Below are 17,884 nucleotides of genomic sequence, written 5' to 3'. Positions count from 1 at the left end.
TTTTAACTTCGTCATTTTTTTCACCCAAATTTGTATGCTCAATAGCATAACATTTCTTTCTTAATGGGTGGCCAAATTAACTATGCCACTACAAGGTCTGATCCTAATGTTTTCTTGGCGCTGTGAATAGTAGCAATACAAGTATAATTGGTGGCCCTGGCGTAAAACATAATAAATACCTTCATTGAATAGCGCCGGTGTAGGTGAAATCATTACTGATGACTATGGTCAGCTTGATGGCAATATTACCGTATCTCTGTCATCGCAATTAAAAGTCACATTTGACTTTATCAACCTGTCAGATGAAATATCGTATAGCTATGAAAGAAACCATTATGCGCCAACAGGCATTTATAGTAACGGGCGACGCTTTTACTTAGGGCTTAGATACCAATTGTAGAATGATCTTAATAACAAGATCTGACTAAGCGCGCTTTTTTGCTTGCTTGTTGACATACATTGCGTTGTCACTTAGCTGCACCATTTTTTCAAGGGGAACTTCATCACTTGGGTCGTAGATACCATACCCAACACTGACACTCACTTCATGCTGATAAGGCAACTTTTTCAACGCAGCATCATATTTATCGATTAAACGCCGACACCATTGCGATATAAACTCCTCGCTTGAAGATAACAACATCACAACGAACTCATCCCCTCCCACTCTGGCTTTTATGTCTGCATCCCGAGTTACTGATTTTAAAACTTTAGCTAACTCAACAATACAGAGGTCGCCACTGTGATGACCATATTCATCATTCATCTGTTTTAAATTATCAATATCTAAATACACAATGGCCACATGTTGCATAAATCGATGCGCATCTTTTACTCTCTGTTGACCTAGCACATTCAACCCACGTAAATTATGTAATCCTGTTAGCTGATCTTCCAGTGCAAGCGATTTAACAACTTCGTAATCAACTATCCTCTGCAGATCTCCTTCAATTAATGACTTGAACTGTGATAATAGCTGCACCAAAAGATCTGGGTAATCCGTCTTTTTTATATCAATAACGCATATAGAGCCAAATAATTCCCCATCAGGCCAAAACAATGGAAAGCCTAAATATGAGCGTACTGGCCCTTCACTAACAGGTTGAACTTGACACCACACTTCATGATTAACCGCATCTTTCACATATAGTGATTGCTTAGTTTCCATCATATGCCGACAAAAACTGCGCATCTCCCAAGGCCAATTACTATTTTGCATTAAAAAATTGTCATCGTTTGAGCTTGTCGCCACAACATTAAATTCGCTTTCTCTAAATTGCACTATCGTGCCACTCGCAGCGTTATAAAGCTCAGCTAATGTATTTACTAATTGTTGCCACTTTTGGCAATCAAAAAATGGATGGGGGGATTTCACAAAGCAACTTTTAATGTCGACCATATGATGACCTCAATCGTTCATGTAAATATAAACAGTTTTGACCATAACTCAGTAAATGTGTTGTGTGTAAATAAAAGGCCAAATTAAATAGATTTGACCTTATTATACTCCAAACTTTTTAACTAAACCTTACTTTAAGCAGTTCGGCGCCATTGCCATATTAAACTTAGCCGCAAACTGCTGTTGAGCAGCCATTAGCGCTTTCCCTCGCTTATCGTTGACGATATCTGACGAGCTTGCTAATAGCCATGTTACACACTTATCTTGTAGTGTGAGGGGCTTACGAGCCATACCAATTTTAGGGTAGAAATACCCTCGTCTACTTAAAGCGATTAGGCCTAAAGACTGCTGTTGTCGGTGTAATGATAAGACCTCATCTACATTACGTTCACTAAACCATATCAAGGGCCTATTTTCATTAACGAGCTCAGGTACCGTGTTTTTATCCGCAGGTCCGCTCGCGGCGCACCCTGCTAATAAACACATATAAAAAGATAATATATATTTAAACATATCTTATCACCTCACAAACCTTAAGCGTCGTAAGGTCACTAACATATATAACAAACAAACGAACCAGAGTGTGCCACTGCTGCCGCTATCATCACTGGTAGAAGGCTCAGTGGGGGTTGTTGGTGTCGTGGGGTTAGTGGGAGTGACACTCATTTGTGTAACTTCAATAGTAACCTCTGCTGAGGCTGCCCCTCCATTGCCATCAACTACTTCATACGTAAATTGCTCTTGCCCAGTAAATTCTGCACTTGCAACATACTCCACCATGTTGTTACTTATAGTTACAGTACCGGTGCCAGAATACTCAACTGAGTTAATTATTAACTCGGTACTATCAATATCCGTATCATTACTCAAAACGTTTAATTGTAGCGTTTCACCTTGCACTACAGATCCATTATCAGCAGCAGCAATCGGTGCGTCATTTACGGCAATCACGGTTATTTGTGCGCTAAAATTGTCTAACGCCCCCGCATTATCGGCAACGATAATGGGCACTGTAAGAGAGCCATTGTAGTTAGCTGTAGGCATTATAGTTAAGCCATCCAGTGTATAATTATCTCCCGCCTGCGCTGTTAAAGTAAGTAGTGAACTGTCTACATCGGTGATTAAAAACTGGCTTAAAGCCAACATCATAGGCATGTCTTCATTAACAGTAATACTCTGCTGTCCTAAGATTGAAGGCGCATCGTTAACAGGAGCAACCGTTATCTTCGCCAAAAAAGCAACGCTTGTATTAGTGCCATCGCTTACTTTAACAGGGACGATTAGCTCACCAAAGAAATTGGCACTCGGTGTCACAGTTTCACCATTGACAGTGTAATTGCTACCTGCAGATAAACTCACCGTTAAGGTCGCATTGGCCTGCTCATTAACTACAGTGAACATTGTCGGCGTTATCAACAAACTTGAGTCTTCATTTATACTCAGTGATTGCTGGCCCGTTATTGATATAATATTTCCTAATTGGAACTCCTGAGATAGAGCATAAAACACCCCAGAACTACATTTTACCATGATCCGTGCTTTACCATCTGCGCTACCAGCAAGGTTAACCGTTTGGGCACCATCATTGGGCGTCTTAGATAAAAGCACTTGGTCAAATGAGTTACTACTTGTAGATTGCATTATATCAACATTGTCACACGATACGGGGGCCTGATCTGTACTTGCAACATTCCATGTTACATTCACTGAGCTACTATTATTCAGCTGTGTCGCAGACGTGGGGGCCGTAACAGAAAAAGGCCCAGCCAATGTAGTGGAAGTCACCGTCATTGCATCATAATTGACACCACCTTCGCCATCTCTGACCACCAAGCGAAAATTCATTACTCGATTCGTTTTGGGATAGGCTTCACCTTTTGCCGTTGTGTTCGCTAACACATCTTCTAATCTAGGAAAATAACGCACAGCCCCTGCACTCGGTAAGTAAGGTCTAAATAATGGCCCTTCACCGTTGTCAATCAGCTGATCGGCTCCAGCCGTAGTGGCACCTAAATCCATTTGCTCCCAAGCATAGCTCAATGTATTGGCGCTATTTTGATCCGCCGCAGAGCCCGTTAGTACAAAGGGCGTATTTATTGGGATTGTATGATCGGCATTCGCATTTGCAAGAGGCGCATTATTACCTATATTAGTTGGTGTACCACAGGTTGAGCCAGACCCGGTTGTAATATGTTCATTCATCTCATCGATACTATGAGAGTGGAACATCGCAATGGAATTTTGCGCTAAATTCTCATCACCACAGATACCCGCATAACTCATGATTGTAACGCCACTGCCCGGTTCATATGCCGCAGAACTTTCTCGCGTATTACAGGCACCACTCGAACCATTATAAGTGTGATTCGCACCAAATTGGTGCCCAATTTCATGTGCTACATAATCAACATCATACGCATCACCTTGTGGTGTCGATATTCCCGTCATTCCCCAGGCTTTAGAGCTTTGAGAACAGACAACACCTAACCCGGCTAGGCCAGCACCGGAGGTTGCCATTAAATGCCCAACATCGTAATTATCAGTGCCGATTAATGTATCTATTTGAGTCTGAACAATACCTAAAGTGTCGTCTGCATTACCATTGTCGTAAGGGTCATTCGCTTCAAAAATGAGCATGTCGTTATTTGCGATCAATTCTAATTTAACGGCCAAGTCCGTTTTAAAGACCTCATTAACGCGGTTGATAGTCGTCACAATGCCATTCATTGCACCTACTTTGCCGCCAAAGAAACTAGTATATTCATCACTGGTGGTTACAGCTAGTCGATAAGTCACAAAATCAACGTTTCCGCCATTCGCTATCAAAGGGCCTCGAGACTCTTTATTCTTTGCCGATAACTGTGCTAAATCTGGTTTAAGTACTTCATCTTGCCACGCTTGTTGCTTTATCGTTTTCTTATAGAGCTTTACTACACCACTGTCTATTGTGTCTAAGTAAACGCGTTCACCATTAACAACGTACATTCCATGCACACCATTTGGGCCTATATCAAATCGACCAGTGTTATTTTCGTTGTCTACTTCCCTTACCTCAAAACTCCGAATCGAAGGGAATTTACGTTGTAAACCTATTGCCATAATCGAATCATGCAATATCGTGAACTGCTTAAACTGACCGCTCAATGAAGGCAAAGATATCTGTTTTATTTGTTCATTTAAAGCAACGGACATTAAATCTTTTTGTACTTTTTCAGCATCTAAAGTAAATAGAAGCTCATTCTCTAAAACATTCACAACACCTTTATTAACAACAGTATTCATAGGTTGCCAAGACCAGTCGTTACTCTCAATGGCATAAACACTTGATATACTGGCACACACTGTTATTAAACTATACGCAATTAACTTCATCATTGACTCCCAAATGACATTTGACCCTAACAGTATAGAAGTACAAAGATGAATTGCTGAGCGTTTAACAAAAAGCCAATTAATTCAGACCAAGCCCTGTTACCAAAATAAGAACTCTGTTGCAGTCAAATACGATAAAATGACATCTTAAAACAAGCCTGACATGATTGTCGTTATATTTCAATTAATTCATAAGCTTATACGTATTAAATGTATAGTAATGAAAATAAATAAACTGAGTGAAACAATAAAGAAGAAGTATTACAACGAATAGAAATTTAACGTTTATATGGATGTTCTACTCCCCCCATATCATCATTACTTGGATAAATTATAAAAGCGACTCGTTACGCCGTTAGTCCAGCCAAACCCCTGTTGTACTTGATATTCTCCACCACCTGCGGTTTGATTTGGTGAGACTACATTGTACTTTTCTAATAAACAGCCACGGCTTTTAAAGTCCATTTCTATCATTGTGATCCAGCGAAGTCTTATCTTATCAGCAAGCGCGTTATGACCATAATCAAGCAGGCCTTTGACGGCAAACCACTGTTGTGGAGCCCAGCCATTAGGACTATCCCATTGTTCTTCGGTTTCACTTAAACAACTAACAAGCCCCCCTTCTTTATCTTGCTTAGGGGTAGTGAAAATGTTTTTGCTCTTTCACCTGCATCCCCAAATATTCACACGTCTTTATCAACATAGCCAACATAGGCTCAGGCGCTGTGTCGCTGATTGAATTAGTATGAATTGAAAAGGCTTTACCCCGCAATCTCCTTAGCACAGGATGTAATGATTTATCATCCATATATTCCGAGATCCTATCAAAGAATGCTTTCATTCTAGGCGTGACCGCATACCAATACACGGGGGAAGCAAACACAATGTGATCATACTCAAGTATCTGTAAAAATAGGCGTCGAAAGTCATCATCAGTATGTCGATGATCATAAGTATAATCATGAATAACAAAGTCATCTAAATACAAAGAGTCTGCGCCATATTGGGTGATATACTTTTTACAAGCGTCTGCCGTATTACCCTGCTTATTCGAGCTTGAATATACAATTATTGTTTTCATGTTTGTCCTTATTTGCATTAAAGAAACACCCATGCTAAAACCTAAACCTAAATTGAGGTAAAGTACTTTTTAGGAATATTACATGGCACATAAAACACTACAAGATGCCAACTTAGCCGTAGGGTATGTAGCTAAAAGAAGTGATGTGAACGTTTCTACCTTGCATTTTTACGAAACAAAAGGGCTGATCAGAAGCTGGCGAAACAACGGAAACCAAAGACGCTATAAACCAGATGTATTAAGGCGTATTGCCGTCATTAAAGCCGCTCAAAAAATGGGCGTAACCCTTGAGGAAATCAAACTAACACTCGATACTTTACCGGAAAACCGAACCCCTAATAAAAATGACTGGGCGAGGCTATCAACCCAATGGCAAGCGCAATTAGATGAAAAAATTGCGTATATGCAAAGGCTACGGGAAAGGGTTGAAGGGTGTATCGGCTGTGGGTGTTTATCTATGTCTAGCTGCCCATTATATAACCCCAATGATATTCTGGGCGAAACACACTCTGGAGCCGTCTTATTAGAAAAAGATTAACTCTGCCTCGCTTTCGCCATTAGCACTTTATATCAGGGCTTCATAACAGCAGCAGACAAAAAACAATGTTTATATCACCGTTCGTATTGTCTACATGATATGTGTCGCGATCCTTGGTAGTATTGCTGTATCGATTTTTGGAAAAAAGAACCCCATGAAAAAAACTTCGCTTAGTTTGGCTTTATTCGCCGCGTTAGGTTTAACCGCCTGTAATTCAGATAACCAAAGCACACACACCTCAGTTCCAGTGAGTGCTTCGGTCAATCAAAGCTTCGAGACATTTTCTAACGCGTTTATTTCGCAATATTGGGCGCATTATCCTGAAGCCTCTAGTCACGCAGGTTATGGCAAATATGATGACATAATCACCATTCCCAATGCGCAAACTCGCACGAAGAATAACGCATTTGTTACAGCTCAACTGGCAACACTTCATAAGTTTGACGTAAACACCTTAACGGCTAATCAAAAAACTGATTATTACCTCATCGAGAACCGGTTAAAATTAAGCTTGTGGCATAACAATACTTTTAAAAGCTGGCAATGGAATCCATCGAACTACAATGTATCAGGTGGCTTTGCATTATTACTAAATAATCGCTTTAAAAGCACCGATGAAAAACTGGCGCTAGTATTAAACCGCTTGAAGTTTGTGCCTGAGTATTATCAAGCAGCACAAAACAACATTGAAAACCCAACCCTTGAGTTTACACAATTAGCGATTCAGCAAAACAAAGGGGCATTTAGTGTACTAAAAGACGACTTACTAGAGACAGTGAGTAACTCTAATTTATCACCAGAAGAGAAAGCATTATTCAAATCTCGCTTTGCAGATGCAAAAACAGCCATTCACGGCTTCGTTGACTTTTTAACACAGCTTGAAAAAGAGTTAAGTGATAATAATTCAGCACGCTCTTTTAGAATTGGTGAAGCATTATATGAGCAAAAATTTGCATTTGATATTCAGTCTGGATATACCGCAAAACAAATGTATCACAAAGCCCTTGCAGATAAAGAGCGCGTTACGGATGAAATGGTTAAGCTGACCAATCAGCTATGGCCGAAGTACTTTCCAAATACAGAAAAGCCAAGCAATAGCCGAGATGCTATATCTCAGTTAATAAAGCATCTATCAGTTAAACATGTGGCTAAAGAAAAGTTTGTTGACGAAATATCTAAACAAATACCTGCACTGGAAGCATTTGTTAAAGAAAAAAACTTGATCACTCTCGATGCTGATAAACCGCTAGTAGTCAGAAAAACACCTGAATATATGCGTGGTTATGCAATGGCATCAATTAACTCACCTGGCCCGTATGAAAGCAAGGGCAATACTTTTTATAATGTAGAGCCTATGAGTGACATGGATGACGCAACCGCAAGCTCTTTCCTGCGTGAATATAATCACTGGATTTTACAAATATTAAATATTCACGAAGCTATCCCAGGCCATTACACACAACTTGTATACGCAAACAAATCTCCTTCTTTAATAAAAAGCGTGTTTAGCAATGGCGCAATGATCGAAGGTTGGGCTGTATACACTGAGCGTATGATGCTGGAAGAGGGCTATGGAGATTTTGAACCCGAAATGTGGCTTATGTATTATAAATGGAACTTACGTGTTATCTGTAACACCATTTTAGACTACGCGATCCATGTTGAAGGTTTAAGTGAAGAAGGTGGATTAGACCTACTAATGAACGGCGCATTTCAAGAAAAAGCGGAAGCCCAAGGTAAGTGGCGCAGGGCCACTCTGAGCCAAGTACAGTTAACCAGTTATTACAGTGGCTACCGTGAAATTTACGACTTGCGTGAAGCACAAAAAGAAAAGCAAGGTAGCGATTTTGATTTAAAAGGCTTCCATGAAGAGTTTTTAAGTTTTGGTAGTGCACCCGTAAAATATATCAATCAACTAATGAACTAACATTTACATAAATCAAGCCACAAGTCTTTGCCAGTCAATATCTTGTGGCTTTTTATAAAATATGTCACTTTAATCCATCAGTACAACCATACTTAAAAGGGTAACAATGAGATATTTAACAACCCCACTCATATTACTAATTATGGCGCTTTGTGTAAGCCCAGCAAGCGCTGATGATAAAGCCGCAGTGACAATTCAAACCGTTGTAAAAACAACTAAAAGTTGGAATGGCGAGACGCTTCCTCACTATCCAAAAGGCCAGCCTGAAATAACGATTTTAAAAATAACCATACCAGCTGGCGTGAAAATACCTTGGCACAAACATCCTAGTATTAATGCGGGTATTCTCACTAAAGGGTCGCTTAAAGTAGTTACAAAAAAAGGGAAAACACTCAACATGGTCGCAGGCGACCCCATCACCGATGGTGATTAACACATGGCATTATGGGATCAATCCCGGCAGCGAAGCGGCTGAAATCATCGTTTTTTACGCAGGAATAGAAAATAAGCCAATCACCGTCAAAAAGCCATAACCCAGCCAAAATGCATAATATAGGCTAGTACTATTGCGCTCATATCAGCCTTATCGCTGCTTTAAGTCATTTTTGGTATAGATTCAGATCCCAGTCAGGTTAGCACACTATAATCCCCGCTCTTTTATTTTTCGATTATGCTTAATAAACTTACTGTTGAGCGACAGGTATTATGAATTCACTTTTCTTATTTTTAAAAAACCGTAATTGGATGCTTTGGGCCTTAATGGCGGGGGTCGCCACTGGATTGATCTTTGGTGAACGTGTCGCATTTTTACAGCCCATAGGCAATGGCTTTGTAAAGTTGATGCAAATCACCATATTTCCTTATATTGTTGTGAGTCTCATTGTGGGACTGGGTAAATTCAACCCTGAACAGGTAAAAAGCATCTTATTTAAAGCTGCGACGGTAATGCTCTGTTTGTGGGTTGTCGGCTTAGCGGCTATTTGGTGCTTCGCATTTACTTTACCTCAACATGATGCCGGTACATTCTTCTCGCCTGCATTAATCAGCCCTGCTTCTCCCATCAACTTTGCAGAGCAATATATTCCTGCCAACCCATTTGCCTCGTTGGCCGAAGGCAACGTACCTGCCTTAGTGATATTTTGTATTGCATTGGGCAGCGCACTCATTGCAAATAAACGCAAGTCTACTGTGCTTGATTTCTTAGAAGTCATTGGCCAAGGCCTTACCGTCATGTCAAAAAAGATCATTGCTATCTTTCCTATCGGTATATTCGCAATGACAGCCAGTGCTGCAGGTACATTAAGCGTAGAGCAACTCAATAACTTACAAGTTTATTGGGTACTGGTGTTGTGCTTGGGGCTCTATTTGATGCTCGTGCTTATGCCGATGCTAGTTGCTGCTTTCACGCCCATAAAATACCGTGATTTAATTGGCGTGATGCGAAACGCATGGATCACCGCTTTTAGCACTGGTAACGTTTTCATTGTATTGCCCGTCATAACAGAAGGCATTAAAGAGCATTTACGGCAAACCCAGCAAGCCGATGAGCAAGCGGACCACATCGCCGAAGTATTAGTGCCAATTGCCTATACATTTCCAAGCCTTGGAAAACTAACCACGTTGATGTTTGTGATGTTTGCAGCTTGGTTAACAGGTAACCCAGTTACTATTACTGATATTCCAAACGTGACCTTATCAGCCATGTTAAGTTACTTCGCTAATGTGCATATTGCGATCCCATTTTTACTAGATACACTAAAAATCCCAGCAGATAGTTATCAGCTTTATTTATCTATGTCAGTTCTCAGTGCCAAGGTGGTATCCCCTACCACTGTTATTTATATCTTCTCATTTGTACTTTTAAGTATTTTTTACTGTCGCAAGCAATTACATTTAAAACGGCTTCGTTCAATATATTATGTGGTGTTACTCAGCATATTGTTACCTGGGTTTATGCTTACAAGCTACTCGTTAAACACGTATTTAGCAGGGCACACACAAGCAGCCAATGAAGCGATTGCAAACATGGTTATTGCAGATAAAGTCCCCGCTCATGTCCTTAATCATGTGCCAAAGGCGTATCAAAGTGGCAAATTATCGCTCACAAATATTGAGGTAATACAAAAGCGTAAGCTACTGCGAATAGGTTATTTAGTCGATAATGTTCCGTTTAGTTATTTTAACCAAAAGAACGAATTAGTTGGATTTGATATCAGCTTAGCGCACCGACTTGCTGACGATTTACATGTAGAGGTTGAATTTATCCCCTTCAAAAAACATCAATTAAATGAGTACTTAAACAAAGGCTACTTCGATATTGCTATGTCGGGCTTAGAGATCAATGTCGTTGATTTGACCAAAGTGCGCTTTAGTAACCATGTGTTGCAGCTACAACTTGCGTTACTGACGAAAGATCATGAACTCCAGCGCTTTAAACATAAAGATGAGATCACCCAACTTGATGATGTCCATCTAGCCCATGTTGAATACGGACCAATCTTAAATAAAGTGACTCAACAGTACCCTAATATTCACTTTACTCGCCTCAATAACTTACAGCAATACTTTGCAGCACCAGAACGCTTTGATGCCCTCGTGATCAGTGCCGAAGCTGGGTTTGCATGGAGTATGTTTTACCCCGAGTTTGGGGTTGTTGTACCAGAAGGTGGCGCGACCCAATACCCAGTAGGCTTTGCCATCGCAAAGCGTAACTTAGACTTACTCAGTTACATTAATGCTTGGCTCGATATTCAAAAAGCCAATGGTCAAATAGACAAAGCTTATCGATACTGGATCTTAGGACAAGGCAGTAAAAAGAAACAAACCAGATGGTCACTGGTCGATACGTATACTCGCCAAACCACTCAATAACCAATAACTCGCAGTGATTAAAATGGCAGTTTGACATAATAGCGGGATAAATACATGTTTAAGGTAAGCGTTGGCACTTGCAATATCTTTGATGTTCTTCAGTCTCAGTTCAGGCACCAAACGGTCTTGGAAGGTATCAAACGCACGTTCAACGCGACCTTTACCTTGAGGCGAATTAGCAAAAATAATTTCAATGCCTAGCTCCTCACAAGCCCGTTGCATTTGTGAGAAGTGACAGCGTTTAGGGCCACCGAAGATACCCGCTCTATCCGCGTAAAGCGTTTTAAATAGTCCTTTAGATTCAATGCAATCTCGCATGAACTTCACTGGTCGCATCATCAATCATGGCAATTAAGCAATGTTTTTTATCACCAAACCAACGGTGTGGGCTACCATCCATTTGCATCATTAAACCAGGTGCTTCCATTCGCTCTCTGCGCTTACGGGCTTTACCCCGCTTACGTTTAGCGCGCTTTACATAGTGAATATCATGCGCCCAACCACGCAACGTTTCACGTTTTACCGTAATGTTTTCGTTTTCTTCTAGTTGCTCAGCTAAATGAAGCAAATTCAAATCAAAATACTTATCTTTGATTAAGGTTTGCACTGCTTGTTTAATTGATGTTAGTGTTTTATTTGGCGGTGACTTACCACTATTACCGTGAATAACAAACTGAATACCGACTTCTTGATAACGTTTGACGTAACGTTCAATGGTGCGCCGAGACTTACTTAGTAACTTAGCTGCATTGCCAATTGTTATTCGGCCTTCAACTACTTTAGCAATAATATCAACGGTGAGTTGAGCTTTAGAATCCATCACAATCATCCTCAACATCTCCTTAGTATTCGAAAGAAAGAACACTAACAGAGATATATAAAAATAGACCGACAGTTTCCCTTGGTAATTAGCGACTACGACAGAGTCGCTTGGTAATTAAGATACGACAAAGTCGCTTGGTGTTAACAAATTAGAGTGTAGTAGCTCAAACCTGATCTGACAGTTACCCGTTTTTTAACAGTGTTTTGTCAGCTTAGATTTGAGCTACTACATATTAATTAACGCTAAGTAGCTGCGTCACCATTCATCTGGCTTTGAATGTAATTTTGTAACCCAATGAGCTTAATAAGCCCTAAGTGCTGCTCTAACCAATAAATATGATCTGTTTCCGTGTCATCAAGCAAGGTCTCTAAAATCTCGCGTGTAACATAATCTTTTTCCTTCTCACACTCAGTGATAAGATTCACTAAGCTAGCAGCTACGGTCATTTCCGCTGCTAAATCATTTTCGAGCATTTGCTGTACATTGTCGCCGACGTGAATGGCTTCACGCGAAGCAGTATCGGGCTGACCTTCCAAAAACAAGATACGCTCTATGATCGCTTTTGCATGATCAAGCTCTTCATCAAATTCATGAGTTAGTTTTTGGCCCAGCTTTTCAAGGCCCCAATCTTCATAAATTTTCGAATGTGCTAAATACTGATCCATTGAGGTTAACTCTAAGGTCAGCTGCTTATTTAATAAGTCAATAATCTTTTTACTGCCTTGCATACGTTACTCCTCAATTTGTGACTGTAGGTAGTTCTCAATACCTGTATTTTTAATCAAAAACTGTTGTGTCTCTAACCAGTCGACATACTCTTCTTCATACTCAAGCAGGTCTTCCAATAAATCTCGGCTAATAAAGTCTTGCTCAGCTTCGCATAGCACAATAGCATCTTTTAGCGCAGGCACTTGCTCTAATTCAAATGCCATATCACACGCCAGCATTTCTTCCGTATGCTCACCTATACGCAGCTTTTCTAAGTGCTGTAAATTCGGCAGTCCTTCCAGAAATAAAATTCGCTCAATCAGTTCATCAGCCTGCTTCATGTCTTTAATCGATTTTTTATAGGCCTTTTCATTTAGTTCTTCTAGGCCCCAGTTCTTATACATACGAGCATGAAGAAAATACTGATTAATCGAAGTCAGTTCAAACGTCAGCATTTGGTTTAATACTGAAAGGACTTTCTTGTTACCCTGCATAGGGCCCCCTAGTTAAAAGTTACTTGCCCTCTAACCCTAGTCCAAAATATGCACGAATCAAGATAATTTAAACCTAACAAATTTTTTAATATATCCTTTTAAAATAAACAACTTATAACATTATTGAGACTTATTTTTATTGCTAATACGAGTACTAATACCAATACCTTTTTCGTAATGTTTTATATCTTCAATAGATAACCACGAATAATATAAAAAGCCTATATAATTCAGAACATTATAGTTTTTTAGTAATTTCTATGCCCAAACGCTTAGCCAACCGAACAAGATTTGCTCTGTCCATTTGCAATGCCCGCGCTGTCGCTGCCCAATTCAGTTGGTGCCTTTTAAGCGCTTCAATAATGTGTAACTTTTGAAAATTATCAACTAACTCTTTAAAGGGGACCTCATATTCATTCATCACTTGAGTCGAGGCTTTTGGGGTTATCGTCTCATATTCTTGGTTTAGCTCACTATGTTCCAATTCAATTCTAACAATCTTTTGTTGCCACTGCGCCTGCTTTGCTTTGAGCGCACTGCGGCTGATCACATGCTCTAGTTCTCGAATGTTGCCCGGCCAATCGTACTGACACAGTGTATCTTGAAATTGCGTGCTCAAAGTAAGCTGCATGATCCCTAATTTTTTTCGTACTTGCTCAATAAAAAAGCCTGCTAGAAGAGGAATATCATGGTGTCTGGCTCTTAACGGAGGCACTAATAGAGGGTATACACTTAGCCTATGATACAAATCGGCACGAAACCGGCCTGCTTCAACCTCAGCTTTTAAATCCCGATTTGTGGCTGCAACAATTCGGACGTTTACCTGCTGAGTTCTATCAGCGCCTACAGGCTGAATCTCTCCACTTTGTAACACTCGTAACAATTTACTTTGAATATATAATGGCAGCTCTCCTATTTCATCAAGAAACAAAGTGCCCCCATCGGCCAGTAAAAATTTACCATCTCGGTGTTTGTCAGCGCCGGTAAATGACCCCTTACGGTGGCCAAAAAACTCACTTTCAGCCAAGTTTTCCGGTAGTGATGCGCAATTAACCTGCACAAATACGTGTTTTGCACGGCGCGAAGCGCCATGAATGTTCCGTGCAACTAATTCCTTCCCCGTCCCAGTTTCACCTAATACTAATACGGTAAAATCAGAGCTTGCAACTAGTTCAATATCACTTTTAAGCGCAGCCATAAGTGCACTGTCACCAACCATTTCATGGCTTGTTTGGTTTAGCTCCGAGACTAAAGCATCACCATGGCGGGCCTTACGCAGTAACTTTTCACAATTAAGTGCTACAGTTAAGTGTTCAGCAAAAATATCGTTAATGGTTTGAAGAAATGGCATAGAATATTGCTTGAATATACCAGGAGTTAAGCTGTCTAACGTTAAAACACCTTGTAGCTCTTGCTGATGGTACAGAGGTATTCCCATACAAGCATGCACGGGAATATCGCCTTCTTGTGCTAACAACAAACCGTCATATGGATCCGGCAAAGTACTATATTCATCAAAAATAACCGGCGTATTGCTCTCACTTATTGCAAATAAGCGAGGGTGATCGTTTATCACAAAACGCCTACCAAAAGCCTCTCGAGTCAAGCCTTCTATTGCAACTGGCACCAGAGCTCCATTTTGGTGCAGCAACAGCGCAACTGCATCGGCACTCACGCATGTTTTCAGAGCTTGCACTGCTCCACTGTAAAACTGATTCAAGTTTTGTTCTGTATGCTTCGGCAGCACCTTAGTTAACAAGGCGCTAAACGTTAAAAGTTGAGAGAGTGCCCTTTGATCCATGTCAAATTGACCTTTATGTTTTTTTATATCATATAAATAGTAGGTCAAAATGACCTTTAATGTAAATAGATAAAATTCAAGCAACTGATTAAATTGATATTTTTATTTGGCACAGCATCTGCAATAAGAGAATTAACCTACTCATAGCCTGGTGACTATTATGACCTTATCGCATCAACACTTACGTTATTCAAATACTGCACTTGCCACCTTTTTATTGCTTTTTATTGTCAGTGTGCTCATGAGCTATCCACTGGCGCATCACCTGACTTTACCAGCACAAGTCGTCAGCCATATCAGTAGTATTGTACTCGCAGGACTATTCAAGTTGAGTTATGTACTGCGCTGTGTTTGCCAATATCAGCTCAATATGGAAGTACGTTAATGCGGCCGTTGAACCTAGAAGAGCCGATTTTAACACACTCTAAATGGTATCAAATCGCGCAGTGGCCTGTATTTATGATGCCATTCAGGCCCTTTTTCTTACTCGCCAGTATCTGGAGTGTCATCGCTGTAAGTGTTTGGGCTATGGTCCTAAGCGGCGACTTCCAATGGCAAGCAACGCTCCCTGCCTCGCTATGGCATGCCCATGAAATGATATTCGCTTTTGCGGGCGCTATTGCCGTCGGTTTTTTACTCACAGCGGCACAAACCTGGACCAATATCCCCACGCTGTCTGGTGCAAAACTGATGGCATTGGTGTTTATCTGGGCTGCAACTCGCCTTCTTTTTATTTTGTATCCTCACTTTCTGCCCCTTGTCATCCTCGGGCAATTGGCCTTTTGGCTGAGTGCTATCGTGTGCTTAAGCAACATGCTGATCGGTGCAAAATCAAAGAATAATTACCAATTTATCGCTGTTTTAACCGCTTTGTGTGTTTTTAACGTGCTGTTTTTACTACTCTGTGCTCAAGGCAACTTTGCGAGTGCACGCACCTTTAGCCAACTTGCCGTGCTTGGATTTATGTTATTGATTGGGATGGTCGGTGGTCGAGTTATTCCCTTTTTTACCGCCAGAGGGCTCACACTAGACCATCAGGTACGCACACCTCGTCTCGATAAAGCGCTACGTGTAGTTAGCGTGTTGGGCATGTGTGGGTTTGCATTAAGTCAATTGTTCAATGTGGCCCTCAATCCAGGCTACCTTATCGTGCTTGCCGCTTCAATTCATTTGCTACGCAGTGGGCTGTGGTTCAACCCAAATATACGCTATATCCCCCTGCTCTGGTCTTTACATCTTGGCTACCTACTCGCTGCTATCGGGTTATTGCTCTGCGGGCTCAGCTTTTTCATTGCCATTGTACGTTTTACAGATGCACTTCACCTCATTACGTTAGGCGGAATTGGCTTAACTATTTTAGCCATGATCGCGCGCGTTTCACTGGGTCATACCGGTCGAGCTCTGAGTGCGGGTCACACTATGTCTGTCGCCTTCATGTTACTTGCTTGTGGTGCGGTGATACGTGCTTTGTTACCGCATTTTATTGGCCCACATTTAGCGTGGTTCAGCAGTGCAGTACTTTGGGCTGCTGCCTTTACCCTATTCAGTCTTTCTTATTTCAACGTCTTAACACAAAAACGTGTTGATGGACGTCGTGGTTAACTTATTTCCAATTGGAGAACTCAATGCTATCAAATAACACCATTGCCCTTGTCAAAAGTACTATACCTTTACTCTCTAACGCTGGAACTGCTGTCACTGCACATTTTTATGACCGCATGTTTACACATAACCCTGAGCTTAAAGATATTTTTAACATGAGTAATCAACAAAGTGGAAAACAGCACTTTGCTTTATTCAACGCTTTGGCAGCCTATGCAACCCATATCGACAACTTACCCGTACTGGCTACTGCCGTTGAGCGTATCAACCATAAACATGCCAGTTTAAACATTCAGCCACACCATTATGACATTGTGGGAACACACCTTATTGAAACCCTGAAAGAGCTCGCACCGAATGAGTTTACCCCTGATATAGAGCAAGCTTGGCGTGAAGCTTATGCATTGCTAGCAGATGTATTTATCACACAAGAAGAAGGCATTTATAAAACCACAGAGAGTAAACAAGGCGGCTGGCGTAATACGAGAACATTCGTTATCAATGAAACTGTCCAAGAGTCTGCCAAAGTAAAAAGCTTTTACTTGCGTTCAGCCGACAATAAACCAGTGGTTGGCTTTCAAGCTGGCCAATACATTAGCGTTCATGTTAAACCCAAAGGATGCGACAATACCCAAATACGTCAATATTCACTCTCTGATGTTCAACAAGATAAAGGCTATCGCATAAGCGTAAAAAACCAAGGCTTGGTCTCTGGGCATATGCACAGCTTAAATGTTGGAGATGTCGTAGAGCTAAGCCCCCCAGCTGGTGATTTTATGCTACAACAAACCGACTCACCTAAAGTGCTCATCAGTGCCGGTGTCGGCATTACACCAATGATGGCTATGCTAGAGTCTATTGCAGCGTCAAAACCGGACGTTAAAACGCAGTTTCTCCACGCGTGTATCAATAGTACCGAGCACAGTTTTGCAAATCGCGTTAATGCGCTTACAAACAGCGCCCCCAATATTGAAGCAGACATATGGTACGAACAAGGTCCAAGTCAATATCATCAGGGTCGTATTAATTTAACTCCGCTCACACTTCCTCTCACTAATGGAGAGTTTTATGTGTGCGGTCCAACCCCCTTTATGGCGGCAATGAAAGCGCAGTTACTGTCGCTGGGTGTCGCACCAGCCCGCATTTTATATGAAGTATTTGGGCCACATGAGTCCCTATAAACTATTTAACCTCAGCTCTGGATAAGCGAATTTGTACAATAAAGCTATTTTTCTCACTCTCGGCGTTGCGTTTATTTGTAATAGCCC

15 protein-coding genes and 2 pseudogenes are annotated in these 17,884 nt (G+C 41.0%); 8 read left to right on the top strand and 9 right to left on the bottom strand.

The genetic code is table 11. From position 1 onward, the window contains the following. Positions 1-184: 184 nt before the first annotated feature. Positions 185-400: a TonB-dependent receptor gene (locus CWC18_RS19020; RefSeq protein WP_249348303.1), complete on the top strand. Its 216-nt coding sequence runs from the start codon at positions 185-187 to the stop codon at positions 398-400. A gap of 24 nt (positions 401-424) precedes the next feature. Here the strand turns inward: CWC18_RS19020 and CWC18_RS19015 are convergent, their stop codons facing one another. The 5 genes and pseudogenes from CWC18_RS19015 to CWC18_RS18995 all read right to left on the bottom strand — a co-directional run bounded on the left by CWC18_RS19015 (position 425) and on the right by CWC18_RS18995 (position 5,852). Next, positions 425-1,399, bottom strand: coding sequence for a sensor domain-containing diguanylate cyclase (locus CWC18_RS19015; RefSeq protein ID WP_138592691.1), 975 nt, complete (start codon positions 1,397-1,399; stop codon positions 425-427). Between the two features lie 129 nt (positions 1,400-1,528). Beyond that, on the bottom strand, positions 1,529-1,912 hold the full coding sequence (locus tag CWC18_RS19010; protein WP_138592690.1) for a hypothetical protein: 384 nt from the start codon (positions 1,910-1,912) through the stop codon (positions 1,529-1,531). A gap of 6 nt (positions 1,913-1,918) precedes the next feature. Next, positions 1,919-4,774 (bottom strand): tandem-95 repeat protein, encoded by a 2,856-nt coding sequence (locus tag CWC18_RS19005; RefSeq protein ID WP_138592689.1) that lies wholly within the window; start codon positions 4,772-4,774, stop codon positions 1,919-1,921. A gap of 315 nt (positions 4,775-5,089) precedes the next feature. After that, positions 5,090-5,398 (bottom strand): annotated as a pseudogene (locus CWC18_RS19000) (trehalase family glycosidase); the annotation flags it as partial. Positions 5,399-5,405: 7 nt separating this feature from the next. After that, positions 5,406-5,852: a flavodoxin family protein gene (locus CWC18_RS18995; RefSeq protein ID WP_138592688.1), complete on the bottom strand. Its 447-nt coding sequence runs from the start codon at positions 5,850-5,852 to the stop codon at positions 5,406-5,408. Positions 5,853-5,934: 82 nt separating this feature from the next. Between CWC18_RS18995 and soxR the strand changes: the two genes are divergently transcribed. The 4 genes from soxR to CWC18_RS18975 all read left to right on the top strand — a co-directional run bounded on the left by soxR (position 5,935) and on the right by CWC18_RS18975 (position 11,188). Then, positions 5,935-6,390, top strand: coding sequence for a redox-sensitive transcriptional activator SoxR (gene soxR / locus CWC18_RS18990; RefSeq protein ID WP_138592687.1), 456 nt, complete (start codon positions 5,935-5,937; stop codon positions 6,388-6,390). Positions 6,391-6,544: 154 nt separating this feature from the next. Beyond that, positions 6,545-8,317, top strand: a complete 1,773-nt coding sequence (locus CWC18_RS18985; RefSeq protein WP_138675881.1) for a DUF885 domain-containing protein — start codon at positions 6,545-6,547, stop codon at positions 8,315-8,317. 106 nt (positions 8,318-8,423) lie between these two features. Then, complete coding sequence (locus CWC18_RS18980; RefSeq protein WP_212747744.1) at positions 8,424-8,750, top strand: cupin domain-containing protein; 327 nt, start codon at positions 8,424-8,426, stop codon at positions 8,748-8,750. A gap of 272 nt (positions 8,751-9,022) precedes the next feature. Beyond that, positions 9,023-11,188, top strand: a complete 2,166-nt coding sequence (locus tag CWC18_RS18975) for a cation:dicarboxylate symporter family transporter (protein ID WP_249348302.1) — start codon at positions 9,023-9,025, stop codon at positions 11,186-11,188. Positions 11,189-11,197: 9 nt separating this feature from the next. On the opposite strand, the pseudogene CWC18_RS18970 reads toward CWC18_RS18975, so the two are convergent. The 4 genes and pseudogenes from CWC18_RS18970 to norR all read right to left on the bottom strand — a co-directional run. After that, positions 11,198-12,017: pseudogene (locus CWC18_RS18970) on the bottom strand (helix-turn-helix domain-containing protein); the annotation flags it as partial. A 236-nt stretch (positions 12,018-12,253) separates the two neighbouring features. After that, positions 12,254-12,739 carry a bacterioferritin gene (gene bfr, locus CWC18_RS18965; protein WP_138593803.1) on the bottom strand — a complete coding sequence of 162 codons (486 nt, stop codon included), beginning with the start codon at positions 12,737-12,739 and terminating at the stop codon, positions 12,254-12,256. Positions 12,740-12,742: 3 nt separating this feature from the next. Continuing rightward, positions 12,743-13,213 carry a bacterioferritin gene (gene bfr / locus CWC18_RS18960; RefSeq protein ID WP_138593802.1) on the bottom strand — a complete coding sequence of 157 codons (471 nt, stop codon included), beginning with the start codon at positions 13,211-13,213 and terminating at the stop codon, positions 12,743-12,745. Between the two features lie 238 nt (positions 13,214-13,451). Continuing rightward, positions 13,452-15,014 (bottom strand): nitric oxide reductase transcriptional regulator NorR, encoded by a 1,563-nt coding sequence (norR, locus tag CWC18_RS18955; protein ID WP_138675880.1) that lies wholly within the window; start codon positions 15,012-15,014, stop codon positions 13,452-13,454. Between the two features lie 160 nt (positions 15,015-15,174). Here norR and CWC18_RS18950 point away from each other — a divergent pair, with 160 nt between their 5' ends. From CWC18_RS18950 to hmpA, 3 genes are read left to right on the top strand one after another with little or no spacing between them, the layout of a single operon-like run. Next, positions 15,175-15,399 (top strand): hypothetical protein, encoded by a 225-nt coding sequence (locus CWC18_RS18950; protein ID WP_138593800.1) that lies wholly within the window; start codon positions 15,175-15,177, stop codon positions 15,397-15,399. Then, complete coding sequence (locus CWC18_RS18945; protein WP_138593799.1) at positions 15,399-16,616, top strand: NnrS family protein; 1,218 nt, start codon at positions 15,399-15,401, stop codon at positions 16,614-16,616. Before CWC18_RS18950 ends, CWC18_RS18945 begins: the two co-directional genes overlap by 1 nt. Positions 16,617-16,639: 23 nt before the next feature. Further along, entirely contained in the window at positions 16,640-17,797 is a 1,158-nt protein-coding gene (gene hmpA, locus CWC18_RS18940) for an NO-inducible flavohemoprotein (RefSeq protein WP_138593798.1), read from the top strand. Positions 17,798-17,884: the final 87 nt, after the last annotated feature.

The sequence above is a fragment of the Pseudoalteromonas aurantia genome (genome assembly GCF_005886875.1).
GTDB lineage: Bacteria > Pseudomonadota > Gammaproteobacteria > Enterobacterales > Alteromonadaceae > Pseudoalteromonas > Pseudoalteromonas aurantia_A.
Note: the sequence above shows the minus strand (reverse complement) of the source record. Positions and strands in the feature narration are given on the sequence as shown.